The organism is Pseudomonas sp. REB1044, assembly GCF_038813925.1.
GTDB classification, from domain to species: domain Bacteria; phylum Pseudomonadota; class Gammaproteobacteria; order Pseudomonadales; family Pseudomonadaceae; genus Aquipseudomonas; species Aquipseudomonas boreofloridensis.
This window is the reverse complement of record NZ_CP046139.1, coordinates 708181-728512: the sequence shown is the minus strand read 5'-3', so window position 1 is coordinate 728512 and position 20332 is coordinate 708181. Positions and strand designations below refer to the sequence as shown.

At 67.5% G+C, this 20332-nt stretch carries 22 protein-coding genes and 3 pseudogenes; 13 read left to right on the top strand and 12 right to left on the bottom strand.

The genetic code is table 11. From position 1 onward, the window contains the following. Window positions 1–73: 73 nt before the first annotated feature. The 13 genes and pseudogenes from GKC70_RS03405 (at window position 74) to GKC70_RS03345 (ending at window position 9008) form a co-directional block, all read left to right on the top strand. Window positions 74–1000: a sigma-54 dependent transcriptional regulator gene (locus GKC70_RS03405; RefSeq protein ID WP_295488499.1), complete on the top strand. Its 927-nt coding sequence runs from the start codon at window positions 74–76 to the stop codon at window positions 998–1000. A 94-nt stretch (window positions 1001–1094) separates the two neighbouring features. Continuing rightward, the gene (locus tag GKC70_RS03400) at window positions 1095–1304 is read left to right on the top strand and encodes a hypothetical protein (protein ID WP_029612820.1); all 210 of its coding nucleotides are present in this window, start codon (window positions 1095–1097) and stop codon (window positions 1302–1304) included. Between the two features lie 58 nt (window positions 1305–1362). Continuing rightward, window positions 1363–2280: a type III secretion protein gene (locus GKC70_RS03395; RefSeq protein ID WP_342650434.1), complete on the top strand. Its 918-nt coding sequence runs from the start codon at window positions 1363–1365 to the stop codon at window positions 2278–2280. Between the two features lie 46 nt (window positions 2281–2326). Further along, window positions 2327–2698, top strand: a complete 372-nt coding sequence (gene sctI / locus GKC70_RS03390) for a type III secretion system inner rod subunit SctI (RefSeq protein ID WP_039580498.1) — start codon at window positions 2327–2329, stop codon at window positions 2696–2698. Window positions 2699–2712: 14 nt separating this feature from the next. Beyond that, a complete protein-coding gene (sctJ, locus tag GKC70_RS03385) occupies window positions 2713–3588 on the top strand; it encodes a type III secretion inner membrane ring lipoprotein SctJ (protein ID WP_342650433.1) in 876 nt (291 codons plus the stop codon). Further along, window positions 3585–4178: a type III secretion protein gene (locus GKC70_RS03380; protein WP_342650432.1), complete on the top strand. Its 594-nt coding sequence runs from the start codon at window positions 3585–3587 to the stop codon at window positions 4176–4178. The genes sctJ and GKC70_RS03380 overlap by 4 nt, the downstream gene beginning before the upstream one ends. Continuing rightward, window positions 4156–4758, top strand: a complete 603-nt coding sequence (sctL, locus tag GKC70_RS03375) for a type III secretion system stator protein SctL (RefSeq protein ID WP_342650431.1) — start codon at window positions 4156–4158, stop codon at window positions 4756–4758. The genes GKC70_RS03380 and sctL overlap by 23 nt, the downstream gene beginning before the upstream one ends. A gap of 432 nt (window positions 4759–5190) precedes the next feature. Beyond that, window positions 5191–5415, top strand: coding sequence for a type III secretion protein (locus GKC70_RS03370; protein WP_039580508.1), 225 nt, complete (start codon window positions 5191–5193; stop codon window positions 5413–5415). After that, the gene (locus tag GKC70_RS03365) at window positions 5402–5839 is read left to right on the top strand and encodes a type III secretion system chaperone (protein ID WP_342650430.1); all 438 of its coding nucleotides are present in this window, start codon (window positions 5402–5404) and stop codon (window positions 5837–5839) included. The genes GKC70_RS03370 and GKC70_RS03365 overlap by 14 nt, the downstream gene beginning before the upstream one ends. After that, window positions 5832–7960: pseudogene (gene sctC, locus GKC70_RS03360) on the top strand (type III secretion system outer membrane ring subunit SctC). The gene GKC70_RS03365 and the pseudogene sctC overlap by 8 nt, the downstream one beginning before the upstream one ends. Beyond that, window positions 7957–8166: an HrpT family type III secretion system protein gene (gene hrpT, locus GKC70_RS03355; RefSeq protein ID WP_342650429.1), complete on the top strand. Its 210-nt coding sequence runs from the start codon at window positions 7957–7959 to the stop codon at window positions 8164–8166. Before sctC ends, hrpT begins: the two are co-directional and overlap by 4 nt. 6 nt (window positions 8167–8172) lie before the next feature. Then, a complete protein-coding gene (locus tag GKC70_RS03350) occupies window positions 8173–8550 on the top strand; it encodes a hypothetical protein (protein WP_039580517.1) in 378 nt (125 codons plus the stop codon). A gap of 8 nt (window positions 8551–8558) precedes the next feature. Continuing rightward, a complete protein-coding gene (locus GKC70_RS03345) occupies window positions 8559–9008 on the top strand; it encodes a type III secretion system chaperone (RefSeq protein ID WP_342650428.1) in 450 nt (149 codons plus the stop codon). Window positions 9009–9065: 57 nt separating this feature from the next. Here GKC70_RS03345 and GKC70_RS03340 read toward each other — a convergent pair whose 3' ends face one another. The 12 genes and pseudogenes from GKC70_RS03340 to sctW all read right to left on the bottom strand — a co-directional run bounded on the left by GKC70_RS03340 (window position 9066) and on the right by sctW (window position 20145). Continuing rightward, window positions 9066–9248 (bottom strand): hypothetical protein, encoded by a 183-nt coding sequence (locus GKC70_RS03340; RefSeq protein WP_342650427.1) that lies wholly within the window; start codon window positions 9246–9248, stop codon window positions 9066–9068. A gap of 444 nt (window positions 9249–9692) precedes the next feature. Next, window positions 9693–10792: pseudogene (sctU, locus tag GKC70_RS03335) on the bottom strand (type III secretion system export apparatus subunit SctU). Window positions 10793–10806: 14 nt separating this feature from the next. Then, a pseudogene (gene sctT, locus GKC70_RS03330) lies at window positions 10807–11603 on the bottom strand (type III secretion system export apparatus subunit SctT). Then, complete coding sequence (gene sctS / locus GKC70_RS03325; protein WP_029613975.1) at window positions 11603–11857, bottom strand: type III secretion system export apparatus subunit SctS; 255 nt, start codon at window positions 11855–11857, stop codon at window positions 11603–11605. Before sctS ends, sctT begins: the two are co-directional and overlap by 1 nt. Before the next feature lie 9 nt (window positions 11858–11866). Further along, window positions 11867–12520 (bottom strand): type III secretion system export apparatus subunit SctR, encoded by a 654-nt coding sequence (gene sctR, locus GKC70_RS03320; protein WP_342650426.1) that lies wholly within the window; start codon window positions 12518–12520, stop codon window positions 11867–11869. After that, window positions 12517–13260 carry a type III secretion system cytoplasmic ring protein SctQ gene (gene sctQ / locus GKC70_RS03315; protein ID WP_342651459.1) on the bottom strand — a complete coding sequence of 248 codons (744 nt, stop codon included), beginning with the start codon at window positions 13258–13260 and terminating at the stop codon, window positions 12517–12519. The genes sctR and sctQ overlap by 4 nt, the downstream gene beginning before the upstream one ends. 368 nt (window positions 13261–13628) lie before the next feature. After that, complete coding sequence (locus GKC70_RS03310) at window positions 13629–14192, bottom strand: type III secretion protein (RefSeq protein WP_342650425.1); 564 nt, start codon at window positions 14190–14192, stop codon at window positions 13629–13631. After that, window positions 14185–14604: a hypothetical protein gene (locus GKC70_RS03305; RefSeq protein ID WP_342650424.1), complete on the bottom strand. Its 420-nt coding sequence runs from the start codon at window positions 14602–14604 to the stop codon at window positions 14185–14187. Before GKC70_RS03305 ends, GKC70_RS03310 begins: the two co-directional genes overlap by 8 nt. Further along, window positions 14591–15949, bottom strand: coding sequence for a FliI/YscN family ATPase (locus tag GKC70_RS03300; RefSeq protein ID WP_342650423.1), 1359 nt, complete (start codon window positions 15947–15949; stop codon window positions 14591–14593). The genes GKC70_RS03305 and GKC70_RS03300 overlap by 14 nt, the downstream gene beginning before the upstream one ends. Next, window positions 15949–16839, bottom strand: coding sequence for an FHA domain-containing protein (locus GKC70_RS03295; protein WP_342650422.1), 891 nt, complete (start codon window positions 16837–16839; stop codon window positions 15949–15951). Before GKC70_RS03295 ends, GKC70_RS03300 begins: the two co-directional genes overlap by 1 nt. Before the next feature lie 85 nt (window positions 16840–16924). Beyond that, a complete protein-coding gene (gene sctV / locus GKC70_RS03290) occupies window positions 16925–19012 on the bottom strand; it encodes a type III secretion system export apparatus subunit SctV (protein ID WP_342650421.1) in 2088 nt (695 codons plus the stop codon). Then, window positions 19009–20145, bottom strand: a complete 1137-nt coding sequence (gene sctW, locus GKC70_RS03285) for a type III secretion system gatekeeper subunit SctW (protein WP_342650420.1) — start codon at window positions 20143–20145, stop codon at window positions 19009–19011. The genes sctV and sctW overlap by 4 nt, the downstream gene beginning before the upstream one ends. Window positions 20146–20332: the final 187 nt, after the last annotated feature.

Genomic DNA, 20332 nt, shown 5'->3' with positions numbered 1-20332 from the left:
CGCGGGAGTTTTCCACGTGCCTTGATCGAGAATCTACCGACCTCCGATGAGAACAAGAATGGAGTCGTCAGTGATGCCGAAGCTGCTTTGCGCTGCACTTTCAACGACCTATAAAGAGGATGCACTGAACCTTGAGGCCTTTGCCCAAAGCGTCGCCCCGTTGATGGTCGACGTGCTGTTACGCGGGGAAACCGGGACGGGCAAGGACACGCTGGCGGAGAAGATCCACCGCATGTCCGGGCGCTCCGGCAAGTTCGTCGCCATCAACTGCGCCGCCATTCCCGAGAGCCTGGCCGAAAGCCAACTGTTCGGGGCCAACTCCGGCGCATTCACCGGTGCCAGCCAGAGCCGCGCGGGGTTCGTCGAGGCGGCGCATAACGGCACGCTGTACCTGGACGAAGTCGACAGCATGCCTCTGACGCTGCAAGCCAAGCTGCTGCGGGTGCTGGAATCGCGGACCGTCCAGCGTCTGGGTTCGACCCAGAGCATTCCAGTGAACATGCGGGTGATCGCGTCAGCCCAGTGCCCGCTGGCAGAGATGGTCGAACGCGGAGAGTTTCGCCGCGACCTGTACTTCCGGCTGAACATCGTCAGCCTCAAGCTGCCGCCCCTGCGCAGCCGTCGGGAACGCATCGTGCCGCTGTTCCTGTCACTGGTGAAGCGCGAAGCTGCAGCTCTGGACCGGCCCTACCTGGCCCCCTCTCCGGGTTTGCTTTCGCACCTGGTCGGCCACGCCTGGCCGGGCAACATCCGCGAACTGCAATCGGCTGCCAAGCGCTACGTGCTCGGCCTGCCGCCGCTGCCGCGCGCTGAATTGGCGGAGCGTTGCAGCAGCGCCACGCTCAACCTGAAAGAGCAGTTGCAGCAGTTCGAGAAGGTGCTCATCGAAGACTGCATGCGCCGTCACCACCGCCATATCGACACCGTCATCGCCGAGCTGGGCATCGCCCGGCGCACGCTCTACTACCGGATGAAGTGCCTGGAAATTTCGACGAATTGAGTGACCGGCGTGGAACCGTTTCGACCAGAACGGCCACGCAGGTTACGAGACAGTCACACGCGTCTCGCCATTCAACCGATCCGGAGACACGACTATGAGTTTTGGTGGAGCTTCTCTTGCGGCCTCCATGGCGGCCATGCAGCAGATGGATGCGACCTCGGCCGCGATGACGACCATGAAATCCCAATTCGACCAGCAGAAACTGGTCGCCGACACCATGAACGCCATCTCGGCCGAGTCCATGGACAGCGCCACCAAGGCCATCACGGCCATGGGGGAGGCGTCCAAGAACATACGCTTCTGACGACCCGCTTCAAACCCCGCTGAGGCGGGGTCTCTTCGAGCGCGATGAGATCAGACCCATGCCTATCGATCGGCTGAACAGCCTTCGCCCCCCTGCTGCCCTACTGCCTGACGCCCACGCGCCGCGCCGCGACTCGGTCACCCAGCGCGTGGCCGATGCGCTGACCGAGCACGTCACCCGCCATGCCGGCAGCGGCCGACTGAAGGAGTCGCTGCTGCGCTGGGGCGCTGAACACACTGGCGCAGGCGGGCGCTCGCCTTTGGTTTGGCAACCGCCCCAGCAGGACCTGGCGCTGCCCACGCAAAGTCCGCTGAACCTGGTCCTCACGGACATCCTGGAAGAAATCAACGGCGGTACCGGCCAGAACCTGGAAGTGGACATCGACGACGCCTATTGCGATGAAGACCTGCTCGGCGACCTGGCGCAGATGCTCGCCCCGCGCAGGCCGCCGCTGGGTGACAACGACATTGGCAACCAGAGCGATTTCGGCAGCGCCAACAACCCGTTCTGCGGCGCCCTGTTCAGCGCCTGGGAGAGCGGCGGTGCGCTGGACCGCAGCCGCGCGAGTCTGCGCTTGCTGCTCAGGCTCATCGCCTTGCTGGGTCGACGCAAGCTGCTGGTGCTGCTGGACCTCGACGACCGTACCGGCCAGGCGCACTACGCCTCGGACGATCAGGACCTGCTGTTCGAAGTCGCAGGCTTCATGGATCAACACCCGCAACGCTACCCGTCGCCTGCCGCCGACGACGCACACGCCGGCACCTGGACCGAGCGCATCGCCCTGGGCACGCCGCTGCAGGATCGCGAAGTCCGGCTGTTCCAGTTGGCGTTGGAGCAACTGGACCTGGCACTGGCCCGCCTCGCGGGGCAGGCCCCACTGGCGCGCCGCCGCGTCAGACGCAGCCGCGAGGCCGTCGAATTCCATCTGAGCGTGACCGGCAGTGCCCGCAACGTGCTGCGGCTGATGTGCGCCTGAACGGCCGCGCCCTTTTCGCTACGCCCCAACCCGATTGGAGACACCCATGGAAATCCAAGCCGTCGATACCCAGCAACTGGCCGCCACCAGCAAGACCGGCGCCAAGCCGCAGGCCAGCGCCGAGACCAGTGACGTCAGTTGGTTCAGCGCGCAGATGCGCGAGAAGCCGCCCGCGCCGGACAACCCGAACAACGTCGCAGCCCGCATCATCGACTCGTTGTCCAGCCGCTCGGGCGAACTGCAGCGTCTGGACGAGCGCGCCAACCGTGATCTGGTCAAGGCCATCCGCACCGCCGACCCGCAGGACATGCTGCAGTCGAACCGCTCGTTGTCGTCGTTCCACCTGGAAAGCCTGATGACCGCCAAGCTGGTCAGCAAGGGCTCCCAGGCCATCGAGAAACTCACCAACCTCCAGTGAAGGAATTGCCGGCCATGTTCATGCGCGCCTGCTCGACGTTGTTGCTGTGCCTGCTGCTCACCGCCTGCGAGGAGCGCTCGACGCTGCACAGTCGTCTCTCCGAGCAGGATGCCAATGAAGTGATCGCGCAACTGGCGGACAACGACATCCAGGCCAGCAAACGCACGGAAAAGGACGGCATGAGCGTCCTGGTCGCGCCTGCCGACCTCAACAGCGCCGTGCGCGTGCTCGAAGCGGCCGGCCTGCCACGGCGCTCACGCGCCAGCCTGGGCGATATCTTTCGTAAGGAAGGGGTGATTTCCACGCCGTTGGAGGAACGCGCCCGCTACATCTACGCGCTGTCCCAGGAGCTCGAATCGACCCTGTCGCAGATCGACGGCGTGGTGCTCGCCCGCGTCCATGTGGTCCTGCCGGAGCGGGTCGCGCCCGGTGAGCCGGTGCAGCCGGCGTCGGCCTCGGTGTTCATCAAGCACACCGGCGCGCTGGACCCGGACAGCATCACGCCACGGGTGCGCAACCTGATCGCCAGCGGCATCCCCGGCATGGCCGACGCGGCGCATAACACCAGCAAGTTGTCGGTGGTGTTCGTGCCCACGTTGCCTTATCAGGAGCGGCGCGAGATGGCGCCGTTCGGGCCGTTCCTGATGAAGGCCGAAGACGTCGGCTACTGGCGAACGGTCATGGTCGTGACCGGCATCGTCTTGCTGAGCCTGCTGCTGGGGGCCGGCTACGGACTCTACCGACTGTGGCGCACAGGTGCCCTGACGCTGCCGCGCGCGCTGCAACAGAAGCTCGCCCGACCCGGCACCGCACCGGGCAATCCAGCAGCCACCTTGTTCGCCGTGAAACCCGCGGGCGCTGCCCCCCGTGACAAAGGCTCGGCCGCATGAGCGCGGCCCTGACCTGGATTCACTGGTGGCACCACGCCTGGCGGCTGGCTAGCATCGACTGGCAGCCACCCGGCCTCGACCGACTGAGCACCTCGCAGTTGCACGCCCTCGCCCGTGGGCACCACGCCGCGCTGGCCAAGGGCTTGGGCATCACGCCGTGCATGCCACCCGAACCGAACCCGGCGATGCAGGCCCTGCTGTGTACGCCCGCCACCTTGACGCTGGCCTGCGAACTGGTGGCCGCCACCTGCTCACCGCGCTCGGCAGCCCCGGCGTTGTCGACGCAGGACCGCGCCTGGTGCGAGCGCACGGCCAAGGCGCTGCGCCCCGGACACTGGCTCGAACCGGACCAGGATCCTCTGGCGCTGCTGCGGGCCTGGCTGGGTGAGCCGACCTGGCAACGCGCGCGCCTGGCCTTCCCCCGCGCCAGGGTCAAGGCCCTCGAGCGCTGGGCGACGCCGCAGCCGCCAGCCGCCAGGCTCGACACGCTGTGGCAGTCGGTCTGCTGGAGGACCGGGCAACGCCCAGCGCCCATCACCCCGCCCGCTCACGACACGGAGACACCCGATGCTCGCCCGTCGCTCGCTTGAACTACGCCCCAACGCTCAAGGCCTGCTGCAACCCTGCATCGCCCGCGAAACCCTGATCGATTGCGGTCGGGCGCAACGGGTCATCGAACAGGCCCAGGAGCAAGCCGCGCAGGTGCTCGAGCAGGCCCGTGACCTGGCCGAGGCCGAACGGCTCGACGCCCTGGCGCGGTTCTGGGAAAACGCCGACGCCGCGCTCGCCGCCTGGGAAGCACAGCGCCAGGCCATGTGGGAGCAGATCGAAGCCAGCGCAGCACGGCTGGTCAACGAGGCGCTGCGCACGCTGCTGGACGAGGTGCCGGAACCGGCGCGCATCGACGTCCTGGTGCGCCAGTTGGCCAGCGGGCAGCGCGAGTCGGCCAGTGCCACCCTGCACTGTCATCCTGACGACCTGACGAACCTGACCCGGACCCTCGGCAACACGGCCGCGCAGCCCTGGACGCTGGTGGCCGATGCCGGCATGGACCGTCACCAACTGAGGCTGCAGACCCCCGCCGGCACCTTCCTACTCGACTGGCCAAGCGCCGTGCAAGCGCTGCACGTGCCGGTGCCGGTGCCGTCATCCAACACCGTTCCTCTGTAGGAACCGCCTTGCCTCGCGATCATCCTGAACACCCGCGATGACTGACTTTACGGCCGCTTCGCGCCCGATCGCGGCGCAAGGCCGCTCCCACAAAAGCCACGCTGGATTCTGAAAATCATGCGCTGCGGATGAACAGCCAATGCACGATCACCCGGTGTCGCATGCCGTGCCCAAGAAGTGAAGCGAGCGCAATCTTGGTGGGAGCGGCCTTGTGTCGCGATCGGGCGCGCAGCGGCCGTGAACCAGGCGACCGATATCGTTCCGAACGCCCGCGATGACTGACTTTACGGCGCAAGGCCGCTCCTGCAACTGCCCAGATCACGACACACGATCACCGGAAAACAGTCGATGGTTTTCCGCCCCCAAGTGGAACCACCTTGGGCTTGACCGCCACTCACCCGGTGAACACGCCCAAGCCCGGAGAATCCGTCCATGTCCTCGATCGATGCCCTGCAGCGCCGCCTCGACAGCTACTTCCAGCGCGCCACCGACAACGTCAACAACGCCGCAATGAACGCCGCGCAGTCCCAGTCGCTGGACGATATGCACACCTTTCTCACCAGCATGAACGGCATGTCGGTCGCGGTGACGGCGGCCACCCAACAGACCACCGCGCACCACAACCTCGCCAAGGCGATCATCGATGCAATGCCATGAGCTGCGCACGCAGCTCATCCGCTGGAGCGCCGACGCCGAACAGCACGAGCACCTGAAGCTGCTCATCGACGATGGCGAAGTCACCTTCGCCCACCTCGACGACGCGCTGCTGCTGTCGGTCGCGCTGCCCGCTGAGGTGTCCCAAGGAGCGTCCCTGGAGCAGGTACTGCGTCTGGCCCATCCAAGCCTGTCGCGCTTTCCCGGCGCCCTGGCGCGCGGTCCCGACGATGCCCGGCTATGGCTGATGGCGCAGGTGGCCCGCGACGCCCATGTCGACGACCTGATCGAGTTGCTCGAAGCCTTGCTCAACCAGCGCGATACCTGGCAATCGATGCTGCACAAGGCACCACGCGGTGCAGCGGCCCCGGTGGCGCGACGGCCCTCGCACGCCCATTTTCTCGGAACAGGACTTCGACATGCCTAACCCGTGGCTCAGACCGTACCGCTGGATTACCGCGAACAGCACGCGCCTTCGCCAGGCACCATCCGCGTTGCTGGCGTTGCTGCTAGCCGGCTCGCTTGGCCTGGCCGCGCCGAGCCAGGCGGCAGCCCCCACCGACTGGAAGAACACCCCCTACGCCTACGACGCCCAGGACACACCGCTGACCAAGGTCCTCGACGACTTCGCCAACACCTTCGGCGTGCAGTTGGTGATCGACGGCACCCTTGCCGGCACCGTGCAGGGGCGGATGCGCGCGGAAAGCCCCCAGGCGTTCCTCGACCGACTGGGCCTGGAGAATCGCTTCCAGTGGTTCGTGTATGGCAGCAGCCTGTACGTCAGCCCGCTGAAGAATCAGCGCTCCAGACGCCTGGAGGTGTCAGCCGATGCCGGGCCGGACATGAAACAGGCGCTGACCGATATCGGCCTGCTGGACCCGCGTTTCGGCTGGGGTGAATTGCCCGATGAAGGCGTGGTGCTGATCACCGGCCCCGAACGCTACGTGCGCCTGGTGACGCAGTTCGCCAAGGCGCGCAAGACGCCCGAGGAGAAGCAGGAAGTCATCAGTTTCCCGCTGCGCTACGCCAGCGCCGCCGACCGCAACATCAAGTACCGCGGCGAGACGCTGGTCATCCCCGGGTCGCCAGCATTCTGCGGGGGCTGCTGGAAAACCGCGGTTCGGCCACCGGCGCGGCGCCGACCGCCCTGCCCCAGGCGTCCATGCAGGGCCTGCAAGGCAATCAATCGATGGCCATGGGCAGTCTCGAACAGTTGGCCTTCAGTGGCATGGGCCAGCCCAACACCCGCCGCGTGCAGCCTGGCCAGAGCAGTGGCGGCAGCCGTGGCAAGATCCGCGTCGAAGCCGACGTGCGCAACAACGCCGTGCTCATCTACGACGCGCCCAAGCGCCGGGAAATCTACACCCCGTTGATCCGCGACGTGGACGTGCCGCGCAAGCTGGTGGAAATCGACGCAATCATCCTCGACATCGACCGCACCCAACTGGCCGAGCTGGCCGCCAACTGGAACGTCGAAAGCGGTGACCTGATCGGCGGCGCCTCGATGCTGCGTCCCGGCGCCAGCTCGACGGTGTTCATCCAGGACTACGGCGACTTCGCCGCGCAACTGCGCGCGCTGGAAGGCCGTGGCCTGGCCTCGGTGGTGGCCAATCCCTCGGTTTTGACCCTTGAGAACCAGCCGGCAGTCATCGACTTCAGCCGCACCGAATACCTCTCGGCGGTTGGCGAGCGGGTGGCCAACATCGAGCCGATCACCGCCGGCACCAGCCTGCAGGTGGTGCCGCACGCCATCGAGACCGGCGGGCACAAGCAGATCCAGATGGCCCTGGACATCGAGGACGGACGCATCGAACCGTCCGCCGTCGGCCAGCGCACGCCCAGTGTGCGCCGTGGCGTGGTCAGCACCCAGGCGGTGATGGGCGAAAGCCGCTCGCTGGTAGTCGGCGGCTTCCACACCGAGGAAACCGGCGACAACCTGGAACGGGTGCCATGGCTGGGGCGCATCCCGCTGGTAGGGCCGCTGCTGTTTTCCTCGACCACCCGCCAGACCAGCCGCCGCGAGCGGGTGTTCATCCTCACGCCACGCCTGATCGGTGACCAGGTCGATCCAGCCCGCTACATTTCCAGCCTCGATCGCCAACAGGTGGACAATGCCATGGCCCGCGTGGAAGAGCGGCGCAACGGCAAGCGTCCGGTCGGGCGCCTGGAGGTCAGCGACGTCCTGGCGCACCTGGCCGACGGCAATATCCCGGCCTCGTTCAAACAAGCCGAGTCGATTCCCTACGCGCCCGAGACGCTGTGCGCCCTGCAGCCCGGATTGACGCTGGATACCGCGCGCGCGCAATGGTTCGCCGGACCCGACTACGGCATCGCCGTGGGCGTGGTGCGCAACGAGGGCCCGCGCCGCGTGCGTTTCGATGAAGCGAGTTGCGGCAGCCGCTGGACCCTTGCCGCCTCCGCCTGGCCGAAGGTCTGGCTGGAGCCGGGCGAGGAAACCGAAGTGTTCGTGGTCATGAACCCGCCGGCTCGCCTGCCGGGCAACGAACGCCCCTCCCTGCTGCACACCACTGCGAGGCTGAACCCATGAAGCGCACCCCCTTGCTGCTCGCCGTACTCCTGAGCCTGCCGGTCTTCGCCGGCTGCGCCAGCCGATCCGGCTGCCAGGGCGCGGCCTGTGAACGGGCCGAGCCCGACAACGGGCGCATCGTGGTCTGGTGGGCGCCGGGCATGCGCGGTGGCCTCGGCACCCCCGAACACCCTCTCGACCACAGCGTCGTCCCTCTGGAGAACTGACCCGGCATGTCTTTTTCGGTGCACAGCGCAAGCACGCGCCAGGCGTTCCAGAAGAACGTCATCGCTGGCATTGCCAGCTACTGGGAAATCGCCCCCGGCATCGAGTTCGGCTTGCGCCGCGAGGCGCACAGCGTAGGGCTGGCGCTGCAAGTGCAAAGCCAGGTGCTGCGCGCCAACCAGATCCAGCAAGCGCTGGAACGGCGCTTCGCCCACCCGCAGGACTACGCGCACCTGTACGTGTTCCTCGACCCGCAGCGCGCGCTGGTGGTGTGGCAGGCGCTGCCGGACGTTCCTTTGACCCCGGAGCTGCTCGACGACCTCCAATCCCGGCAACTGTCGCTGCTGGGCCTGGAAGACCTCGACGAGCGTCCCGCCACCTATTGAGGTTGACCATGACCGCCGACGCCGTTGCCCAACGCTTGATCTCGGCCCTCGCCGACCACCTGCACGCCGACTTGCACCTGGAGCACGGCGTGTGCGCGCTGTATGACGCGCACGACCGCGAAGCGGTGGTCATCGAACTGCCCGAGCACAGCGACCTGGCCATCCTGCATTGCGCCATCGAGCTGCCCGCCCACGCCCCCGGTCTGCACAAGCGCCTGCTGGAGCTCAACTTTCGCCTGGACCTGCTCGGCGGCAGTTGGCTGGCCCTGGATGACAAGGCCTGCGTGCGCCTGTGCGCGCACAGTGCGTTGTCGGGCCTGGACGAGACCCGCTTCTGCCACTGGGTGGTGGGGTTCGTCGCCCAGGTCAACGAGGTACGCCCGCGCCTGCTCGACCTGGCCAAGGCGGTCGAGCCGCGCCCGGCGAGCCTGGCCATGGGCCGCACACGCCTGGTTTGAGGCACGCGCAAAAGCCCCACCAGGCCAACCTGGCGGGGCCAAAGGTAACGTTGGACGTCAACGCAGCTTCATCGCTTCGCCTCCTTTTTCCATGACCTTCTTGGCACTGTCGAGAAAGCCGTTGGTGACCTCGCTCACCGTATCGGCGAACAGCTTGGTCATGTCCGCGGAGGTCTTGACGCGCAGCATCATCGCCTGGCGCTCCTCCATGCCGATCTGCATCGCGAACTGTTGCTCCATCAGTTTCTGCTGACGGGATTGCATATCGTCCAGGTGCGCCTGCTCCGAGCGGGGTACGGGCGGCGGTGTCGTGCGCTCGGACTCGGCCGGAGGCCACGCCCCAGGAGCATGAGACCTGGCCCGCGCCGCGCGGGTGTCATCTCGGCTGCGGGTTCGACCGCGCTGATGCAGCGCCGGCGGCGCCGAGGACGAGCGCCCTCGCGCGTGCAGGCTCTGGCTGCTGCGCGTGTGTTGGGCCTCGAGGGGTTGCTGAGTCAACGAGGGTGAAGAGGATGACGGGGCACTATGCACCCCGTGCAGGGCACCTGCGCGCCCGACAAGGCTCGGATCAGGAGGCATGGGCAATCTCCAGCGAAGGGTTGGGGTCACCGAGTCGGCAGCGCAAAGGCGGTCCGACTCCTCTGCTGAGTGGCAGCGCCGCGTTGGTCGGTTCCGCCCACCGGCTCAGCGCCGGTCCAGCTCGGGAATCTCGATCACCTCGTCCTTGGCTTCATCGTCGAGCTCGCGCAGCACGCGGTAGATATGCGCCACAGCCTGGAGGGTCTCGCGGGGATGAATGCGCCGACGTCCTCACGGTAGATCGTGCGTGCCAGCCAGATGCACTGGATCACCGGCACCCGCGCCGCTTTGGCCCGCTCGATCAACCCCCGGGCTTCGGCGTCCACGCCCTTGACGATGAGCTGCGGCAGCGCCGCGTCCTCAGGTCGGTAGCGCAGGGCGACGGCGAAGTGGGTGGGGTTGACCACCAGCATGTCGGCCTCTTCCACCGGCTTGGCCTCAGGCTCGGCGGATTGTGCGACCAACTGCCGGGCCAGGTTGCGCCGGTGCATCTTGACGTGCGGGTCACCCTCCATTTCCTTGAACTCCTTGCGCACCTCCTCCTCGCTCATGCGCAGGCGCTTGGCGAAGAAGTACTTCTGCAGGCCGAAGTCGACGATGGCCAGCACCAGCAACACCGCCAGGCAGGTGTGCATGATGTGCCGGAACAGGCTGGCCAGGCCGCGCCAGTAGGTAGGCAGGTCGCTGTTGACCAGGCTGACCAGCGCCCCGAGCGCCGGCAGCGTGACCAGGTACAGCACGGCGGCGATGAACACCGCCTTGACCAGCCCCATGAACAGGTTGATCAGCGCTTGCCCGGAAAACATCTGCTGCGCCTGGTTCACCGGGTTCAGGCGATTCGGGTCTGGCCGCAGGGCCTCGGGGGAAAACAGGAAACCGAACTGTATCCAGCCCGCCACCAGGCGCGTGGCGATCGCCAGGCCCACGGTCATCAGGGTGAAGCTGAGCAGCACGCCGCCGGCATGGGCGAGGGTTTCTTCCAGGGCGCGGGTGAAGTTCACCGCCAGGCGGTGCAGCGGGAAGGCCACCAGGTCTTGCAGCGTCTGCAGGCTGTCCTCGGCCAGGGTCAACGCCACTTCGGTGATCACCGCCAGCACCATCAGGCTGCTCAGGTCCTGGCTCTGGCCGACCTGGCCTTTGTTGCGGGCGTCGCGAATCTTCTTCGGTGTCGCGCTCTTGGTCTTTTCGCCACTGTCTTCGCTCATGGGTCAGTCCTGGGTCAGGGCGCCTGCAACAGCAGGTCGAGCAGATGCCGCACTTCGCCATAGCGCAGCAGCCGGCCTGTCATCGCGTCCCACAACGTGGGCAGGTAGAACAGCAGAAAGCCCAGGCCGATCAGGCTCTTGGCCGGCATAGCCAGGATGAACACCTGCAGTTGCGGGCTGTACAGGCTCAGCAGCGCCAAGCTGGCTTCCACCAGCAACAGCAGGCCAATGAACGGCGCGGCATAGAGCAGCATGTGCATGAACATCTCACCGAGCAGGCCGAGGAACACGCCGAAGCCTTCGGCACCGGGCAGCGGAAACCAGGTGGTGGGCGACCAGACCAAGTAGCTGTCCCAGATCACCTGGGTCAAGGTGCCGATGCCCAGGGTGGCGACCAGCAGCAGGATGGTCATCTGCTTGAACAGGTGGCCCAGGGGCGTGGTGTCGGTGCCCAGCGACGGGTTCAACTGCCCGCCGATCAACGCCCCCCGCTGGTTGTCGAGCAAAGCGCCGACCGACTCGTACAGCCAGAACGGCATCGCCAGCAGCACCCCGAGCAACAACCCCAGGATCAGTTCCTTGAGCATCAGGCCGCCGAGGGTCAGCCAGTTGACCTGGGCGTCGAGCAGCGCCTGGCGGATGCCGGGGCGGGCAACATGGCCAGGGCGAAGACGATGGCATGGCGCGGCAGGCCACGCAGGTGCTGGAAGCAGAACACCGGCACCAGGTACGCCACCGGGTAGATGCGCGCCATGCCCAGCGCCACCGACAGCAGCAGGTCGAAGTAGGGCAGCAACGCCGAGCTCGCCATCAGGTGTTGGCCATCATTTCAAAGGCCCGGCGCAGCAAGCCGAGCAGTTCCCCGCCGACCCAGCGGCCGGTGACCAGCAGGGTCAGCCCCACCGCCACCAGCTTGATGCCGAACGGCAGGGTCTGGTCCTGGATCTGCATCAGGGCCTGCACCAGCGAGGTCAGCACCCCCACCAGCACCGCCACGATCAACGGCGGCGCCGAGAGCAGAACCACCAGCAACATGCCTTCCTTGAACAGCGTCATCGCGTCCATCGCCGGGCCTCAGAGGTAGGAATAGAAAAGGCTGTCCAGTAACTGCGTCCAACCCTGGGCAAGCACGAAGATCAGCAGCTTGAGCGGCAACGAGATGGTCATCGGCGCCACCATCTGCATGCCCAGCGCCAGCAGCAGGTTGGAGACGATCAGGTCGATGACGATGAACGGGATGTAGATGAGAAAGCCCATCTGAAAGCCCGCCTCCAGCTCCGACAGCATGAACGCCGGGATCAGCAGCATCAGGTCGTCGCGACTGGCCTGATCGGCGCGCTCCTTGGGCCACATGCGCTGGGTGTTCTCCAGCAAGTGAGTGAGGATGTCCGGGTTGGTGTTGCGCGACATGAAGGCTTGCAACGGCTTGAGTGCGTTCAGAGCCGATTCCTGCAACGCCTCGCTGTGGCTGAAGTCCAGCGGCCGCTCCTTGAGCGCTTCGGCCACGTTGTGGCCGACCGGCGCCATGATGAACAGCGTCGCCGCCAGGGCGATGGCGTACAGCGCCATGTTCGGTGGCACCTGCTGCACGCCGATGGCGTTACGCGCGATGGTCAGCACGATGGCGATCTTGAGGAACGCGCTGCAGATGATCAGCAGCAGCGGCACCAGGGAAATGCCGCCGATGAACAGCGCCAGCAGGAAGGGGTCGACCCCCTGGAAGCTCATCCAGCCACATCCATGCGCACGATCTGCAGGCCCAGGCGGCCGTCGATCTGCACCAGCTCGCCCTGGGCCAGCGGCTGTTCACCGTGGAACAGGGTGGCTGCCCCCGCCGCCACGCCGTGTACCTGCAGCACGGCGCCGGGGGCCAGGTTGCGCAGCTCGCCCAAGGTCAGGTTCAGGTGACCGCAACGCACCGTCAGCGCCAGCGGCAGCGCGTCGAAACGGTCCGGGTGCTCGGCGCCAGCCTTCTGTTCAGTTGCTGAGGCTCGGGCGTCGTCAGCGCTGTCGGTCTGGGCCAGGCTGGCCGGGTCGAAGGCCCCTGCGTCCTGCTCGTCTGCGCCGTAGTGGGCGGTGTCGTCCCAGTCGGGCGTCAGGATATCGGTGTCGGGGGTGTCGTTCATCTCGGTCTCCTCAAGCGCGAGTACGGTCAGGTGCAACGGCGCGGGGTGCTGCTGCGCCTGCACCTGCAAGCAATGCCGGCCCAGGCGAACCTGGCCGTGGCCGGCTGAATCGAACAGGGCGGTCTCGGGAATCACCACGTCGCCAGGACGCAGGGCGGCGAGCTGACCGCTGGGCAACGTCAGGTGCCCGAGCAACAGCGGCACGCGCACCCCGAAACCTTCGCTCCACGGCGTGGCCTGGCGCTGCCAGGGGCGGCGTCGAGCAGGCCCAGCAGGGTCTGCCCAGGCAGCCGCAGATGACTGGCGACGCGCGCATCGCCAACGCGCACGTCGAGGCGACAGGCAATGCCCTCGACCTCGCTCGCGGCCAAAGGCTTGAGAAACCCGAAGGCCTCGCGCAACGGCGCGCTCAGCACCTGATGGAACAGCGACCAGAACCAGTCGTCAGTCGGCCCCGGCTCGGCGGGCACCACCACCGGGCACTCACCGAACAGGCTCAGCACCGGGCCGGGCTCGCCCAGGGCGAAGGCCCCGTGGGCACAGGCGAACACCGCAGGCGCTGCGCCGCTGGGACCGTTGCCCAAGGTCAGCGTCAACGCCCCCGCCTCTCCCGCCACCTCGAACGGCAACTCGACGCCCGCCCCAACCGTTGCCGGGCGGCGGCCTCTTCAGCGCTGACCGATGGCAGCGACAGTGCACAGGCACGCATGTCAGTAATCCTCTTCAATGCGTGCCACCTGCACGCTGATCGGTTGGCCCAGGCTCTGCGCCAAGGCGTCTTCAAGGTGGCCACGGCGGCTCGCCAGGCGCGCCTGTACCGCCTCGTTCTCGCCGCTCAGGCCGATGTCCCAGCCGGGCCCAGCCTCCTGCCGTCGTGCCAGCACCTTGATCCGTCCCAACTGCGGCAGGTGCAGCAGCAGGTCCAGGTGCAGGTCTTGGGTGGCGCGCAAGCGCGGCGTGAGCTGATCGACGAACGCTTCCACCTCGCTGCCCTCCAGGCCCGTCGAGGCCGACAGCGAATGTGCCCCGGCGGTGTCCTGGTGCAGACCGCCGTCCACCGCCTCGACCCATTGGCGGAACCAGTAGCCATCGCTGCGAGCGATCGACACCTCAGGATCGCGCTCCGCGCCGGGGGCGTTGTCGCGCGAAGTCGAACGCGCCACTCGGCTCGCTTGGGCCGGCGCCGGTTCGGCGCCGCGCAACGGCGGGCGACCCAGTGCCGGTGGCGGCTCACGCCGAGGCAGCGGTGCATGATTCACGGGACGTTCATTCATCGCCGGTCTCCTGCCCCAGGCGCGCCATCAGTGCCTTGAGCTTTTCCAGGTCGCGACGCCGTCCACTCAGGCGTTGCTGCGCCGCGTCGGTGTCCTGGGCCTGACGTGCCTGGGCAGCCTCCAGTGCCTGCACGCGTTGGGCGTGTTCGGCCAGCTCGCCGATCAGGCGGCGCTCCTGGGTGCTCCAGGCGTTCAACTCGACCACGCTCAGCGCGCGGCCGCGATGCGCGTCGCCCAAGGCCGCGCGCTCAGCCATCTGGCGCTCGCGGGCGGCCTGCAAGTGCGCGCGGGCGGCGGCGGTTTCGGCTTCGCATTCGCGCAGCCGCTCACGGGCCTGGCGCCAGGCCCGCTCGGCCTGGCCTTCGCGGTGACGACGCACCGGCACCAGGGCTTGCACGTCAGCCCGGCACATAAGCGGTCAACTGCTGCAGGTGCGCGAGGGTCGAGGGCAACGGCTCCGGCTCGCGCAGGTCTTGGCGCAGGAAGCCGTCCAACGCGGCGCGCGACTCCACGGCCAGGTCGGTCAGCGGGTCGGCGCCAGCCTGGTACTCGCCCAGGCGCAGCATCAGCTCGATCTGGTCGTAGGCCGACAGCAGCCGCCGCAGGTTGACGCCGGCCCGCAGGTGTTCGCCGTCGGCCACGTTGACCAGGGTGCGCGACAGGCTCGCCAGCACGTCGATGGCCGGGTAGTGACCGCGCTCGGCGAGCGCGCGCGAGAGCACGATGTGGCCGTCGAGCAAGGAGCGCACTTCGTCGGCCACCGGATCGTTCATCGAGTCCTGCTCGATCAGCACGGTGTACAGCGCGGTGATGGCGCCGTCGTTGCTCAACCCGGCCCGTTCCACCAGACGCGGCAGCAGGCTGTAGACCGACGGTGGCAGGCCGCCGCGGCCCAGCGGCTCACCGGCGGCCAGGCCGATTTCACGCTGCGCACGGGCGAACCGCGTCAGCGAATCGATCAGCAGCAGCACGCGCTGGCCTTGGGCACGAAAGCCCTCGGCCAACGCCGTCGCCGTGAACGCGGCGCGGGCGCGCTCCATGCTGGAACGGTCGGAAGTGGCGCACACCAGCACCGCGCGGGCACGCAGTTCGTCGTCGAGTTCGTGATCGAGGAATTCGCGCAGCTCGCGCCCGCGCTCGCCGATCAGGCCGAACACGATGACGTCGCACTCGACGTTGCGGGCGATCTCGGCCAGCAGCGTGGTCTTGCCGCAACCAGCACCGGCGAACAAACCCACGCGCTGGCCTTCGCCGAGGGTGAGCGGACCGTCGATCGCCCTAACGCCGGTGGTCAGCGCGTGCTGGATGCGCGGCCGAGCGGTGGGCGCAGGCGCTTCGCCGATCACCACAGAGGCGTGCAGCACCGACGCATCGGCGAACGCCCCGACACCGCCGTCGAGCAGCGGCCGACCAAAGCCATCGAGCACCTGGCCCAGCAACTGCGGCCCCACCTGCACCCGGTGCGGCATGCCCAGCGGCTGCACCGCCGCGCCGACGCGCACGCCTTCCAGGCCACCGAGCGCACTGAGCAAGGCGTCGTGCTGGTCGAAGCCGACGATCTCAGCCAGCAGCGGCTCACGGGTATCGCGCTCGATCTGGCACAGGTCGCCGATCTGCGCCTGGGGCAGGCGGCATTGCAGCAGGATGCCGTTGACCCGTTGCACCCGCCCGCGCACCGCCACCGGCGAAAAGCGCTGCAGGCGTGCGTACTGGTCCGTTTCCCAGGCCTGCAGACGGGCCGCTGCGGCGTGTGTCATCACCAGGTGACCTCGTAGCGCTGGTCGCCTTCGAAGGTCACTTTGTCGTTGCCGATGGCGGTCAGGCGCAAGCCATCGATCTGGTCACCGAGAAACAGCCGGCGACCGTCGGAGGTGACCACGTGGCCACGCTTGCCACCGACGATCTGGGCGATCTGGAACGGCAACTGCGTGAGGTGCTCCTGCACCTGGGCCAGCACCTCGACCGAGGGTTGATAGCGGTCGTTGAAGCGCTGTAACAAGCGCTCGACCACCGCCAGGCGCTGGCGCGGCAACTCGCCCACCAGCACCAGGCGATCGCCCTGCGACTCGACCCGCACCTGGGTGGCCAGGTCACGCTCCTGGAGCATGCGCTCCAGTTGCAGACGCACCGTCGCCACGCTGTCCAGCGCCACCTTGCTGCGCGTGAGCGGCGGCGTCGGGCTCGCGGCCACGGGCGGGGTCGGTTGACTGGTGAAGGCCCAGGCACTGGAGGCCACGGTAATCACCGCCGCCGCGATGGCCAAGCGCCTGGACCACGAGGGCCGCGCCGCCGCTTTCGGGCTGAGCGCACTGCCCGCCGCCGACGCAGCACTGTCCAGCGCCTCCTGCGGCCACGGCTGGTCGGCCGAGGCGAGGCATAGCCAGATGCCGGCGACGGCGAACGGCACCTCGACCGGCAGCGCCTGCGCCAGCGCCCAAGGTTGGCCCTGGGCGTCGCACACCGCGCCGTCCAGCGGTTCCAGCCGCCACTGCTGCTCGCTGCGTTGCAGGCGCACGTGGCGGGTGCAGATGCCAGGATCGTAGAGCGCCAGATCGGCCTCCTCGGCCGCCCCCACGACCCACTCGTCGCCCACCAAGGGCAACGCCGCACCCCGGTGCAGACCACTTAAAACGCGCAGCTCGAACATGGCCAATTTCCTCACCTGTTATCGGCAGGCCGCCCGCAAGCGCCGGCCTTCGTTGTATGCAATGGTTCCGTGACGCGACTGGCCCTCAGGCGGCCGCTTCCACCTGTAAGTGATCCTGCTCCAGGTCGAAACGGCCCAGGACGTTGACCTGGGCGTTGCTGTGCAGCTCGCTGTAGGCGAGCACCGGGACGTGGTTGAATTCGTCGCGCAACAGGTCGCGCAGCGGCGCGCGCAGGTCCTGGGCCACCAGCAGCACGGCCACGCGCTTGGCGCGCAGGGGGAAGCCTTCGCGCAGTTGCAGCACCAATGCCCGGGTGTGCCCGCTTTCCAGGGCGAAGAAGGTTTCCGTCTGGGTCTGGCGCAGCGCCTCGCGCAGCAGCGTTTCGCTTTCCGGGGTCAGCAGCCAGGCATGCAGGCCCTCGGCGTCGCGGTACTGGTGATAGATCTGCGACTTCAGGGCGATGCGGGCGTAGTCGGTCAAGGCGCCGACGTCGCGTTCGTGTTGCCCGTGCTCGATCAGCGACTCGGCGATCAGACGCACCGCCCGCAGCGGCACGCCCTCCCCAGCCAGGCGTTGCAGCACGGCGGCGAAGCGCGCCAAGGGCATGGTCCGCTGCAACTCCTGCACCAGCTCTGGCTGGCCCGCTTCGAGCCAGCTGAGGATCGACTTGCTTTCCTGCAAGCCCAGGAACTGCGGGCCGGTGGCGAACATTGCGCGGCTCATGCGCTCCACCAGCAGTTCGCTGGCCGATACCGCTTCCACCTGCTCGTGCGCCAGCAGGGGATCGTCGGGCAGCAACCACAACCACTGCTGCTCGTCGCGCACCTCGCTGCCCACCTGCGCCTGGCGCGGCTCGAACGGCAGCGGCCCGCGCGCCACGGCCACGCGCTCGCCGAAGGTGGCGCGCAACATCGGCACCTCGTGCACGCAGAAACGACACTCGTCGTCCTCCAGCAGCGCGCTGTATTCGATCTCGAAGGGCGGCAAGGTCAGGCCGAACCCGGCCACCAGGCCATTGCGTTTCTTGCGCAGCGTCTGGATCGCCCCGTCGGTGGCCGGGTGCCCCTGCATGGCCACGGAGAACTGCAACAGGTAGGCGCGGGTCGGGTCGAAGCTGCGCAGGTCCTCAGCACCGTTGTCCTCGGGCGCCACCGCCATGGGCGCGTCGTCGCTCTGGCGCGCCTGCCGGGCGCGGGCATACAGCTGGACGACCCCGGCGCTGCCGGTGATCAGGGCGATGACGATGAACACCAGCGTCGGCATGCCGGGCAGCGCAGCGAAGCCCAGCATGCCCACCGAGGCGATCACCCAAGCCTTGGGCTCGGCGGTCAACTGGCTGGCGATCTCCTTGCCGATGCTGCTGCCGGCCGGCTGCCCCTCCGGTGACACACGGGTGATGATCATGCCGGCGGTGAGGGAAATCAGCAGTGCAGGAATCTGCGCGATGAGGCCGTCGCCGATGGTCAGGACCGAATACAGGTGCATCGATTCGGCGGCGCCCATGTCGTGCTGCATCATGCCTACGGAGAAGCCGCCGATCAGGTTGATCACTACGATCACCAGGCCGGCGATGGCATCGCCCTTGACGAACTTCATCGCCCCGTCCATCGCGCCGAACAGCTGGCTTTCCTTGTTCAGCTCTTCGCGGCGGCGACGGGCTTCGCTGACATCGATCAGGTTGGCGCGCAGGTCGCTGTCGATGGACATCTGCTTGCCCGGCAACGCGTCCAGGGTAAAACGGGCGGCCACCTCGGCGACGCGCTCGGAGCCTTTGGTGATGACCAGGAAGTTGACCACGGTGAGGATCAGGAAGATCACCAGGCCCACGGCCAGGTTGCCGCCGACCACGAAGTTGCCGAACGCCTCGACGATATGCCCGGCGTCGCCCTGGAGCAGGATCAACCGGGTGGTGGCCACAGAGAGCGCCAGACGGAACAAGGTGGTCAGCAGCAGCACGGCCGGGAATGAGGAAAAGGCCAGCGGGCGCGGCAGGTACAACGACAGCACGATCAACAGGCAGGAGATGCAGATGTTGATGGCGATCAGCACGTCGACCACCGAGGTGGGCAACGGCAGGATCAGCATGAACACGATGCCCAGCACCACGAATGCACCGGCCACTTCGATGCGCCGCACCGCCGCGCCCGCAGCGCGGTTCAACAGGGCGATCATGCGAACACCCCTTTGATCGGGGCGGCGGTCTGTCCGCGTGTTTCGCCACGGGAACGCTCATCGAGCAGCACCAGCACCGTCTTTAGCGCACTCTGGCGGCTCTTGCCGTCGCGCCAGAGCGCCAGCGGCAGGCGCTTGAGCATGGCGTACAGGCCGTTGAGCGAGACCAGTTGATCGCGCTCCTGTTCGCCCCCGAGTTCGCGGCCGATGCGGCGCACTTCGGCCGCCGACACACCACTGGCCGCCATCCCGAGCAGGCGCTGCAGCAACAGCACCGCCGTGAGCTGACTGGCCGGGCAACCGTCGGCCAACTGCTCCAGCAATTGCCGGCAACTGTGGAGCACGCTGCCCAGTTGAGTGGAGACGGCCAGGCCGATCAGCAACGCCCGCAGCTTGGCGGTGGGGCTCGACGGGGTCTGCGCGGCGATGTCGTCGGCCAGGGCGCGGCGCATCATGTCCAGGCCAGAGACGAACGCGGTTTCGCCGAACAGGCCGAGCAGCGCCTGCATCATGCTCGGCAGCGACTGCTTGAGCACCACGGTGTCGTAGTAAAGGCGGCGCACGGCCTGGCGCAACTCGGGGTCGCCGCCAGCGGCGCGCAAGGCCTCGGCGATGTTCATGCCGGCCTGGATCTGCGCGCCATATTGCTCACGCAGCCGTTGCAGGTAGTCGCGGGCGCGCTGGGCTTCGACCTTGCGCCCTTGCGCCTCGGCCTCGCGCAGCACCTGCTGCAGGATCAGGTCGGTGCGGGCCGGATCTGCGCCGCTGGCCTGCACCAGGTCTTCGAGCGCCGGCTCGCCATAGAGCAAGGCGCCGACCTGGGCGGCCATGGCGCTCAGGCTCAGCTTGCCGGGATGACCGAGCTGGTCGTACCACTCTTCCAGGCGCTCGCGCGTTTCGATCCGGGTCTGGCCCACCTCTTTACGCGCACTGCGGATACGCCGCTGGCTCAGGGCCTTGATGCTGCGCTCCACGTGATGGCTGAAGGTCATGCCGACCTCCTCCATGGAGCTGGACTGCACGGCCTGCTGCGTTGGCGCTGGCGTGCTCAGTTGCGCCAAGGCCGAAACGGCCTGGGCCAGTGGCACGGCACTGCGCATATGTCTCGGCGCTTCTACTTTCATGATGACCATGAGCGTGGTTTCGGATGCTCAGTGGGTGGCAGCACTTCGGCGTTCGGTTCCATCCTCCCCACCGGCTTTTTTCGCGCCTTTCGCTGGACGGCGATGGTGGGCATTTTTACGCGGCCGGGCGGTGCAAATTCTTGCAGTGGCACTGGGCTGGCCTGTGCAGCGGCCTGCACAAACCGTCTGCAACCGT